We start from the raw sequence: 9327 nt of genomic DNA, 5'->3' as shown, positions 1-9327 counted from the left end.
GTCGCACCGTTGTTGCCGGTCGGACCCGTCGCACCCGTCGCACCGTTGTTGCCCGTCGGACCCGTCGCACCCGTGACGCCGACGCCCGTGGGGCCCGTCGCGCCGGTGGCACCCGTCGCGCCGGTCGCGCCCTTGGGGCCGGTGGCCCCCTTCGCGCCGGGCGGGCCCTTCGGGCCGCGGGGTCCGGGCGGGCACTTGCAGTGCTTCTGGTGGTGGCACGGGGGCGGCTTCGGCTTGTTCCAGTTCGGGGCCGCGGACCGGTGGACGACGACGGGCACGTGCACCGCCGGGGTCCTCAGGACGACAGAGGTGTGCGTCGCCGCGACGTCCGCGGCGAGAGCCGTGACCTGAGGGGTGAGCAGCGCGCCCGTGAGTGCGGCGACGCCGCCGACACCCACGGCCACGCGGGCGAAGGTCCGCGGGACGGGTCTGCGGCTCTGGTGATCCGAGTTCACTTCTGCCTCGCATTCGCTGGTTCGGTTCCGCGATGTCGAGGCGTCAGATCCCACCCAACGGCCCGTCAGTATCACTATCGGATTGCCGTACAACTCGGTCGGGCTACAAGCTCCAGCCAAAGGGGTGTCAGTCCGCCGCACCCGACGACGGCAGTTGGCTGACGAACCATCCGATGTTCTCCCGCACCCGATCCGCCTGCGGGTTGCCCCGCAGCGAGCGCACGCCCGCCGCGAGCGCCTCCTCGTGGCGACCGGAGTTGCCGAGGCAGACCGAGAGGTAGTCCCATGGCGCCCAGGCGTAGTCGCGCCCCCGGACGAAGCCCCCGGACGGGCGCGCCTGCGCGACGCTCGCCGCGCTGAAGAACGGCACCGCGCGCGCCCAGTCACCCCGCTCGTAGGGGATCATCCCGGCCACCATCCAGGCCTCGGGCCGGGTCGGGTCCAGCAGCACGGCCAGCACGGCCGATGCCTCGGCCTCCGCGTGACGGCCCAGCGTCTGCAGGCACTCGGCCCGCGACATCAGCGCGAAGTAGCGCTCCCACGCGGGCTGGTCCAGCGCCAGCACCTCGGTGTAGGCGGCGGCCGCCTCCTCGTGCCGCGCGCTGTCGCGCAACTCGTTCGCGCGGTAGTAGAGCGTGCGCGGGGAGCGGTCACCGTCGGCGTAGAGCTTCTCCAGGATCCGCAGGTTGCGGCCCTCGTCCTGGGCCGCCTGCGCCTCGGTGCGGCGGTGCTCGACGACGAGCTCCGGCTCGTCGCGGGTGCGCGCGGACGTGATGTCCACGACCTCGTGGATCGCCCCGCCCCAGCGCAGGCCCGCGTCGCGGCGCAGCACGCGCTCGCGCAAGGTGGTGAAGGTGGGCGCGCCGTGGTCGTCGAACGCGCAGTGGTACGGCGAGACCAAAACGTCCACGTCGTCGTCGGCGAGGACGGCGAGCACCCGGGTGAACGCCTCTTGCGAGGCGGGCGGGACGCGGTCGTCGGCGTCCAGCCAGACGATCCACTCACCCGTACAGGCGTCGAGGCTGGCGTTGCGGGCGGCGGCGAAGTCGTCCGTCCAGGGGACGTCCACGACGCGTGCGCCGGCCGCGCGGGCCAGCTCCTGGGTGCCGTCGGTGCTACCGGTGTCGGCGACGACGAGCTCGTCGCAGAAGGCGGAGGCGTCAGCGAGGACGTCGGCGATGGAGGCGGCCTCGTCCTTGACGATCATGGAAAGCGATACGCGGGCCATGGCCCGATTGTGAAACGCCGACGGCCACGCCCGGCGAAGGCGTGGCCGCGTCAGCGCTGAATGGCCTACCCGGCCGCCTACCCGGCCGCCTACCCTGCCATGGAACGCTGCATCTTCACCGACTGCAGCAACCCGATGCCGATCCAGATGGCGAACATCGACGACCCGCCGTAGCTCACGAACGGCAGCGGGATGCCGGCCACCGGCATGATGCCGAGCGTCATCCCGATGTTCTCGAAGCCCTGGAACGCGAACCAGGTGACCACACCGGCCGCCAGGACCGTGCTGTACAGATCGGTGGCCTCGCGGGCGATACGGCAGGCGCGCCACAGGATGACGCCCAGCAGGCCGATGATGACCATGCCGCCGACGAAGCCGAGCTCCTCCCCCGCCACGGTGAAGACGAAGTCCGTCTGCTGCTCGGGGACGAACTGGCCGGTGGTCTGCGTGCCGTGGAAGAGGCCCTTGCCCATCAGGCCGCCGGAGCCGATCGCGATGCGGGCCTGGGCGGTGTTGTAGCCGACGCCGGCGGGGTCGAGCGAGGGGTCGGCGAAGGCCGCGAAGCGGGCGATCTGGTACTGCTTCAGCACGTGCAGCTGGACGATCGCGGTGGCGCCGAGCGCGCCGAGCAGGGTCAGGCCGCCGAGCCAGCGCGCGGATGCGCCGGAGGCGAGCAGCACGCCGAGGATGATGACGACCATGACCATGGTGGAGCCCAGGTCCGGCATCATCAGCACGATGCCCATCGGCACCGCCGCCAGGCCCAGCGCCTGGAGGATGGAGCGGGCGTTGGGGCGCTGCATCTCGCCCGCGTCGACGCGCGCGGACAGTATCGTCGCGCAGATCAGGACGATGGAGATCTTGCAGAACTCCGACGGCTGCATGGAGAAGCCGCCGCCGAGGACGATCCACGAGTGCGCGCCGTTGACCGTCGAGCCGAGCGGGCTCAGCACGGCCAGGACGCCGAGGATCGACAGGCCGTAGATGAACGGGACGGCCGTCCGCAGCCGGTGGTGCCCGAGCGCGACGACAGCCCCGCACAGGCCGACGCCGATGGCGAGGTTGACCAGGTGGCGGACGAGGAAGTACTGCGGGTCGCCGTGGTTGATCTCGACGCGGGAGCGGGTCGCGGACCAGACCAGCAGCGAGCCGATGCCGGAGAGCGCGAGCGCGGCGAGGACCAGTATCCAGTCCATCCGCCGCACCGGGTTGTCCCGCTCCAGCAGGCGGCCCATGCCCTCACGGCGGGGCTTGTACCGCGGCGCGGACCACGAAGGCGAACTCACGCCTGCCATCCGTCCGTCCTCCTCTCGGGGGCCAGCGCGGCGATGTCCAGCGCGGCGAGCAGCGGCGCCTGGTGGTCCGCGGGGGTGGCCTGCGTGAGGGCCGGGACGGTGTAGGCGACCGGGGTGGTGACGGTGCCGTCCGCGTGGAAGCCCGGCAGGTTGCCGACGGCCGGCGGGTGGATGGCCTTGCTCGGGTCGATGGTGTTGTTGGCCTGGATGCCGTAGAGCGCGTTGTAGATGTTGCGCACGGCCGGACCGGAACCACCCGAACCCGTACCACCCTGGGAGATCGTCATCACGATCGCGTAGTCCTTGGTGTACGTGTCGAACCAGGACGTGGTCTGCTTGCCGACGACCTCCGCGGTACCGGTCTTGGCGTGCAGCTGGATCTTGTCCTGCGGCCAGCCCTGGAACTTCCAGGCGGCGGTACCACTGGTGATGACGTTGGCGGTGGCCTGGTCGATGTAGTTGATCATCGACGGGCTGTCCGGCAGATGGCCCTGGACGACCGGCTGGACCGTCTGCACCTGCTTGCCGCCGGGGCTGACGATCGCCTTGGCCAGCTGCGGCTGGAACAGGGTGCCCCCGTTGGCCAGGGCCGCGTAGATACGCGCCATCTGGATCGGGGTGACCAGCGTGTCACCCTGACCGATCGCGTAGTTGACCTCGTCACCGGCTCGCAGCGTGGCGAAGTCGGCGCAGTCCTCGGTGGCGATGGCCTTCAGGTACGGGTCGGACTCCGTCTTGGCCTGCTTGCACCAGGTGTCCTTCATCGCGTCGTAGTAGTCGATGTGCCACTGGCGGTCCGGGACCCGGCCCTTGACCTCGCCCGGCAGGTCGATGCCGGTGACGGCGCCGAGGCCGAACTGGTGGGCCGTCTTGTACAGCCAGTCCTTCGGGTTCTTCGGCTTGGTGCCGCCGTCGGACAGCCACTGCTGGTAGGCGATGTTGTAGAACACGGTGTCGCAGGAGACCTCGAGCGCCTTCGACAGGTTGATGGCGCCGAAGTTCTCGCCCTCGAAGTTCTTGAAGACGCGGCCGCCGATGGTCATCGACGAGGTGCAGGGGAAGGTCGAGTCGAAGTTGTAGCCGGCGTTGAGGGCGCCGGTGGTGCTGACGACCTTGAACGTCGAACCCGGCGCGCTCTGGCCCTGGATCGCCCGGTTCAGCATCGGGTAGTCGGACGAGGTGCTGTTGAGCGCCGCGTAGTCCTTGGCCGAGATGCCGCCGGACCAGATGTTCGGGTCGTAGGTCGGGGCGCTGGCCATCGCGATGATCTTGCCGGTGTGCACGTCCATCACCACGACGGCGCCCGAGTCGGCCTTGAAGTTCTCGTGGGTGACGGTGTCGTACGTCCCGCGCAGGGTGATCAGCGCCTGCTGGAGCTGCTGCTCGGCGATCGCCTGGACGCGGGCGTCGATGCTGGTGACCACCGAGTCGCCCGGGACGGCCGCGTTGCCGCCGGCCGTGCCGATGACCCGGCCGAGGTTGTCGACCTCGAGGTTGCTGGTGCCGTTGGCGCCGCGCAGGAACTTGTCGTACTGGTACTCGAGCCCGGCCCGGCCGACCTGGTCGGACGGCGACAGCGAGGACTTGCCGTTGGCGTCGGTGGCCGCGGTGATCTCGTCCTGGGTGACCGGGGAGAGATAACCCAGTATCTGCGCCGCGTTGGCCTTGTCGGGCGCCGGGTAGGTGCGCACGGCGGCCGGGGTGGCGGTGACGCCGGGGAAGTCCTCCTGGCGCTCCATGATCTGCATGGCCTGCTGGGTGGTGGCCGTCTGGGTGACCGGGATCGGCTGGTAGGGCGAGCCGTTCCAGCACGGCGCCGGGGTCTTGGCGTCGCAGAGCCGGACCTTGTCGTGCATCTGCTCGTAGGTCATGCCGAGGACCTGGCCGAGCCGGGTCAGCACGGCGACGCCGCCGTCCTTCTGCCCTATCAACGAGGTGCGGGAGACCGAGACCACCAGCTTGGTGGTGTTCGTCGCCAGCGGCACGCCGTTGGCGTCGAGGATCTCGCCGCGCACCGCCGGGACGACGACCGTGCGGATGTGGTTCGACGAGGCCTGCTGCACGTAGGAGGCGCCGTCACGGATCTGCAGGTACCACAGTCGGCCGCCGAGCGTGCCGAGCAGGGAGAGGACCAGCACCTGGAGCACCAGCAGCCGGCCGGTGATCCTCCGGGTTCGGCCCGTCTCCGGGATGTTGCCCACGTCGTTCCCCTCCTGCCTTTCCGCGTGCGCGTGGCGCCGGGTGGGCGCCGGGTGTCAGTTCTGATGCGTCTTGCCGCCGAGGCGGCTGAGCACGCCGCGCCCGGACTTGCCGGAGGCGCCCGAGCCCGAACCGAAGCCCGGGACGGTGCCGAGGCCGGACGCGCCGCCGCTGCGGGTGCCACGGTCGGTGAAGAAGGTGCCGCGGCGGTTCAGGCCGATGCGGCGTACCTTGGGCGCCGGGCCCTGCCCGGCGCCGCCGGCTGCGGGGTCGGTGACGGTACGTCGGGCCAGCGCCATCACCACGGGGACGACGAAGGGCGCGAGCAGCACGTCGTAGATGACGGAGGAGATCAGCAGCCCGGTCAGGCCCACATGGCGGGCGGCGGTGTCGCCGACCAGGGCGCCGACACCCGCGTAGAGCAGCGTCGAGCCGACCGCCGCCGCGGCGACGACCAGGAGCGGCGTCATGACCGAGCGCAACTGGCCCGTCTCCGGCTTCATCAGCCCGGCGATGTAGCCGACGACGCAGAGCACCAGCGCGTAGCGGCCCACCGCGTGGTCGGACGGCGGCGCGAGGTCGATGAAGAGCCCGCCGAAGAAGCCGATCAGGCAGCCGGTGACGTGCCCGTAGACCAGCGCGAGGCCGATGACGACGAGCAGCAGCAGGTCCGGCACGGCGCCGGGCAGACCGAGCCGGGCCAGGATGGAGACCTGGACGACCATGGCGCCCACGATGAGCGCGGCGGAGAGCAGGAACCGCTGGATCATGCCGTCACCCCTTCTTCTTGGCGCTGGTCGGCTTGGTCGCGGACGGCTGCGTCGACGCGGGCGCCGTGTTCGACGGCGTGGGCGCCGGCTTGGGCGGCAGCACCGCGAAGCGCGGATCCGTCGTCGGCGGCTGCACCACGACACCGACCAGGTCGAGCTTGGTGAAGCTGACGAACGGCTGCACCAGGACGGTCTTGGTCAGCTCGCCCGGCGTGTTGACGATCGAGGTGATCGTGCCGAACGGGACGCCCGGCACGAACGGCTTGTCGTTCTCCGAGCCGAAGGTGACCAGCCGGTCGCCGACCTTGGCGTCGGCGTGGCCGTTGAGCAGCTGCACCCGCATCGGGGCGTCGCCCTCGCCGGTGCCGAAGCCGACCTCGCCGCTGCCTTCGAGGCGGGCGCCGACGGTGAACCGCGGGTCCACGGCGAGCAGCACCGTCGAGGTGGTCGGCGCGACGGTGGTGACGCGCCCGACCAGGCCCTCGCCGTTGATGACGGTCATGTCGCGCTGGATGCCGTCGTTGCTGCCGATGTCGATGGTGATGGTCCAGGAGAAGTCCTGGCTCGACCCTATGGCGACGACCTGCGCGACCTTGATGGTGTACTGCCCCGCCCCGGCGACCCCGAGCAGCTTGGTCAGCTGGCCGTCACGGGACTTCACCAGGTCGGAGGAGGAAAGCTGCTGACGCAGCAGCTCGTTCTGCTGCTCCAGGGCGCGGATCCGGTCGGCCTGGCTGCCGGAGTCCCGCAGCGAGTGCAGTCCGTCGGCGACCGGGCTGACCAGGCGGGAGATCCCGCTCTCGACCGGCCCGAAGACCGAGGCCGCGGCGGTGCGCGGTCCGTTCAGCGGCGAGTCGTCACCACCGCGGATGTCCACGGTGATCAGCGCGAACGCGACCGCCACCAGCAGGACCAGCAGGAGTCGGCTCTCTCGTGTGTCCCTCACGGTTCTCGGCGGAGCCCTTCAGGTGTGAGCGCAGACGTCGGACGGGTGACGGAGGATCAGCGACGCGGCTGGGCGTCCAGGACCTGCTGGAGCGCCTCGAACTCCTCGACGCACTTGCCGGAGCCGAGCGCGACGGAGTCCAGCGGGTTCTCGGCGATGTGCACCGGCATCCCGGTCTCGCGGCGCAGCCGCTCGTCCAGGCCGCGCAGCAACGCGCCGCCACCCGTGAGAACGATGCCGCGGTCCATGATGTCACCGGCCAGTTCCGGCGGGCACTGGTCCAGCGTCGTCTTGACGGCGTCGATGATGGTGTTGACCGGCTCCTCGATCGCCGCGCGCACCTCGGCGGCGGAGATCACCACGGTCTTGGGCAGGCCGCTGACCAGGTCGCGACCGCGGATCTCGCTGTGCTCCTCGTTGTCCCCGTCGACGGGGTAGGCGGAACCGATGGTCATCTTGATCGACTCGGCGCTGCGCTCACCGAGGAGGAGCGAGTACTCCTTCTTGATGTGCTGGATGATCGCGTTGTCGAGCTCGTCGCCGGCCACCCGGATGGACTGCGCGGTGACGATGCCGCCGAGGGAGATCACAGCCACCTCGGTGGTGCCGCCGCCGATGTCCACCACCATGTTGCCGGTGGCCTCGTGCACCGGCAGGCCCGCGCCGATCGCCGCCGCCATCGGCTCCTCGATGATGTGCACCTGGCGCGCGCCGGCCTGCGCCGACGCCTCGATCACGGCGCGACGCTCGACCCCGGTGATGCCGCTGGGCACGCAGACCACGACGCGCGGCCGGGCCAGGTATCGACGGCGGTGGATCTTCAGGATGAAGTAGCGCAGCATGCGCTCGGTGATCTCGAAGTCGGCGATGACGCCGTCCTTGAGCGGGCGGATGGCCACGATGTTGCCGGGCGTGCGCCCGATCATCTTCTTGGCCTCGGCGCCGACCGCGAGGATCCCACCCGTGTTGGTGTTGACGGCGACCACTGACGGTTCGTTGAGGACGATCCCTCGGCCCCTGACGTACACCAGCGTGTTGGCGGTGCCGAGGTCGACAGCCATGTCACGGCCGATGAACGACATGTTGTTCGCCATGGGGTGGGGGCCTTCCCGGGCTCGCGGTTGAGGGGGCGACGACGGCGGATGGCAGGCGGAACGCCGACTCACTGGCCGTCAGCTACTGACCATGAACGAAGCTGCCAACGACTCTTCCGTCGAGCAGTCACCATGGTAGCGACGGGACCTTTATCGCCATTGTCCGTGCAGACGATCGGATATCCCGCCATTGGGACGCCGTGTGTCGGATGTTCGGTTCTCCACGGTCCGGGTCGGGACCGTGGAAAATCCGTGAAAAGTGTGTGTGCGATGCGTTTCAGACGTGCGCGGGAAAGAAAATCTTGATCTCGCGCTCGGCGGACTCCACGGAGTCAGAGGCGTGGATCAGGTTCTCACGGGTGATGGTCGCGAAATCCCCGCGAATGGTGCCCGGGCCGGCCTCGAGCGGGTTGGTCTTCCCGGCGAGGAGGCGAATGCCCTCGATGACGCTCTCGCCCTCGATGATCATCGCCACGGACGGGCCGGAGGACATGAAGCCCATCAGCGGCTCGTAGAACGGCTTGCCGACGTGCTCGGCGTAGTGCTGCTCCAGCGTCGCGGCGTCCAGCGTGCGCAGCTCCATGGCGGCGATGCGCCAGTTCGCCTTGCGCTCGATCCGGGAGACGATCTCGCCGATCAGGCCCCGGGACACGGCGTCGGGCTTCAGCAGGACCAGGGTGCGCTCGGACGACGAGGACATGGGACGACTCCCGGAGTTTCGTGATGTGATGATCGACACGAGACTACCGGAGTGTCGTTGCAACTTTCGCGGCGGGAGTCCTTTTGGATTCACCCGCACGGGGTGCGTGCTACGCCTGTGCGGGGACGACGGCTTCGGCCGCTTGCGCGGCGCGGGCGGCCTTGATCGTGTCGATCTTCCGGCCGTAGTGGACGGACGCCCACCACAGTCCGGCGAAGATCACGCCGAGCGGGTACATCATGCCGACGATCGCGCCACTCGCGATCAGAGCGATCTGCAGGGCCCAACCGATGGCCACGGCACCCTTGCGGCTGAGGACGCCGCACAGCAGCACGCACAGGACCATCGCGGCCCCCGACACCGACCACAACGTCGCGGCGGAGACATGCGACAGCCGCATGGCGACGAGCGCGGCGAAACCGATGACCATGGCTTCGCTGATCAGCGTGGAAGAACAGAGGGTACGCACGGCAGCAAGCTTAGACGCAGCCATCCGGCCTCCTGCGACCAGGGGCGCGGGGCTCCACCGATCTGCGGCTCCGCCACGTGGGCGCGACCCGGTCAGTGATACCCCCGCACGTAGCTGCACCATCCAGCGGCGCGGGGCTCCACCGATCTGCGGCTCCGCCGCGTGGGCGCG

8 protein-coding genes and 1 pseudogene are annotated in these 9327 nt (G+C 69.9%); all 9 read right to left on the bottom strand.

Going from position 1 to position 9327, the window contains the following annotated elements; translation table 11 throughout:
• Window positions 1–404, bottom strand: a pseudogene (locus BMY61_RS46365) (hypothetical protein); the annotation flags it as partial.
• A gap of 178 nt (window positions 405–582) precedes the next feature.
• Window positions 583–1683 (bottom strand): glycosyltransferase, encoded by a 1101-nt coding sequence (locus BMY61_RS22030; protein WP_082015093.1) that lies wholly within the window; start codon window positions 1681–1683, stop codon window positions 583–585.
• A gap of 89 nt (window positions 1684–1772) precedes the next feature.
• On the bottom strand, window positions 1773–2978 hold the full coding sequence (rodA, locus tag BMY61_RS22025; RefSeq protein ID WP_042449275.1) for a rod shape-determining protein RodA: 1206 nt from the start codon (window positions 2976–2978) through the stop codon (window positions 1773–1775).
• On the bottom strand, window positions 2966–5179 hold the full coding sequence (gene mrdA, locus BMY61_RS22020; RefSeq protein WP_042449272.1) for a penicillin-binding protein 2: 2214 nt from the start codon (window positions 5177–5179) through the stop codon (window positions 2966–2968). Before mrdA ends, rodA begins: the two co-directional genes overlap by 13 nt.
• A gap of 54 nt (window positions 5180–5233) precedes the next feature.
• Window positions 5234–5947: a rod shape-determining protein MreD gene (gene mreD, locus BMY61_RS22015; protein WP_042449269.1), complete on the bottom strand. Its 714-nt coding sequence runs from the start codon at window positions 5945–5947 to the stop codon at window positions 5234–5236.
• A gap of 4 nt (window positions 5948–5951) precedes the next feature.
• The gene (gene mreC / locus BMY61_RS22010) at window positions 5952–6893 is read right to left on the bottom strand and encodes a rod shape-determining protein MreC (RefSeq protein WP_042449267.1); all 942 of its coding nucleotides are present in this window, start codon (window positions 6891–6893) and stop codon (window positions 5952–5954) included.
• Window positions 6894–6949: 56 nt separating this feature from the next.
• Window positions 6950–7975, bottom strand: a complete 1026-nt coding sequence (locus BMY61_RS22005) for a rod shape-determining protein (protein WP_042449386.1) — start codon at window positions 7973–7975, stop codon at window positions 6950–6952.
• 289 nt (window positions 7976–8264) lie between these two features.
• Window positions 8265–8687 carry a nucleoside-diphosphate kinase gene (gene ndk / locus BMY61_RS22000; RefSeq protein ID WP_042449265.1) on the bottom strand — a complete coding sequence of 141 codons (423 nt, stop codon included), beginning with the start codon at window positions 8685–8687 and terminating at the stop codon, window positions 8265–8267.
• A gap of 109 nt (window positions 8688–8796) precedes the next feature.
• Window positions 8797–9156, bottom strand: coding sequence for a DUF4233 domain-containing protein (locus BMY61_RS21995; protein WP_042449261.1), 360 nt, complete (start codon window positions 9154–9156; stop codon window positions 8797–8799).
• Window positions 9157–9327 lie beyond the last annotated feature (171 nt).

This window comes from Streptacidiphilus jiangxiensis, from assembly GCF_900109465.1.
In the GTDB taxonomy this organism is placed as follows: Bacteria; Actinomycetota; Actinomycetes; order Streptomycetales; family Streptomycetaceae; genus Streptacidiphilus; species Streptacidiphilus jiangxiensis.
Note: the sequence above shows the minus strand (reverse complement) of the source record. Positions and strands in the feature narration are given on the sequence as shown.

What these genes read in the sequence shown, in the direction of transcription:
- BMY61_RS22030 (WP_082015093.1), bottom strand. Translation starts at nt 1,683, where the DNA reads ATGGCCCGCGTATCGCTTTCCATGATCGTCAAGGACGAGGCCGCCTCC.
- rodA (WP_042449275.1), bottom strand. Translation starts at nt 2,978, where the DNA reads ATGGCAGGCGTGAGTTCGCCTTCGTGGTCCGCGCCGCGGTACAAGCCC.
- mreD (WP_042449269.1), bottom strand. Translation starts at nt 5,947, where the DNA reads ATGATCCAGCGGTTCCTGCTCTCCGCCGCGCTCATCGTGGGCGCCATG.
- BMY61_RS22005 (WP_042449386.1), bottom strand. Translation starts at nt 7,975, where the DNA reads ATGTCGTTCATCGGCCGTGACATGGCTGTCGACCTCGGCACCGCCAAC.
- ndk (WP_042449265.1), bottom strand. Translation starts at nt 8,687, where the DNA reads ATGTCCTCGTCGTCCGAGCGCACCCTGGTCCTGCTGAAGCCCGACGCC.